The following is a 277-nucleotide window of genomic DNA, read 5'->3' on the forward strand; positions in this document are numbered from 1 at the left end:
CAAGGGCGCAGTTCGGCAGCACGACGACGAACTCCTCGCCGCCGTAGCGGCAGACGATGTCCCCGGCGCGGAGGGAATCCCTCAACAGCCCGCCCACGATCTTCAGCACCCGGTCCCCGGCGGGATGGCCGTGGGCGTCGTTCAGCGCCTTGAAGTGATCGACGTCCAGGAGCGCGACGCACAGCGGCTTGCGACCGCGTCGGGCCCGCCGGATCTCGCGGGGGAGGGTTTCGGACAGGTAGCGCCGGTTGAACAGGCCGGTGAGCGGGTCGCGCAT

General features: G+C 70.4%; 1 protein-coding gene. It reads right to left on the reverse strand.

Features of this window, described 5'->3' with window-relative positions; all coding sequences use genetic code 11:
- On the reverse strand, window positions 1-277 hold a 277-nt coding region (locus L9G74_RS20440; protein WP_238898598.1), incomplete at both ends, for a GGDEF domain-containing protein.

The organism is Shewanella electrica (assembly GCF_022321485.1).
Classification (GTDB): domain Bacteria; phylum Pseudomonadota; class Gammaproteobacteria; order Enterobacterales; family Shewanellaceae; genus Shewanella; species Shewanella electrica.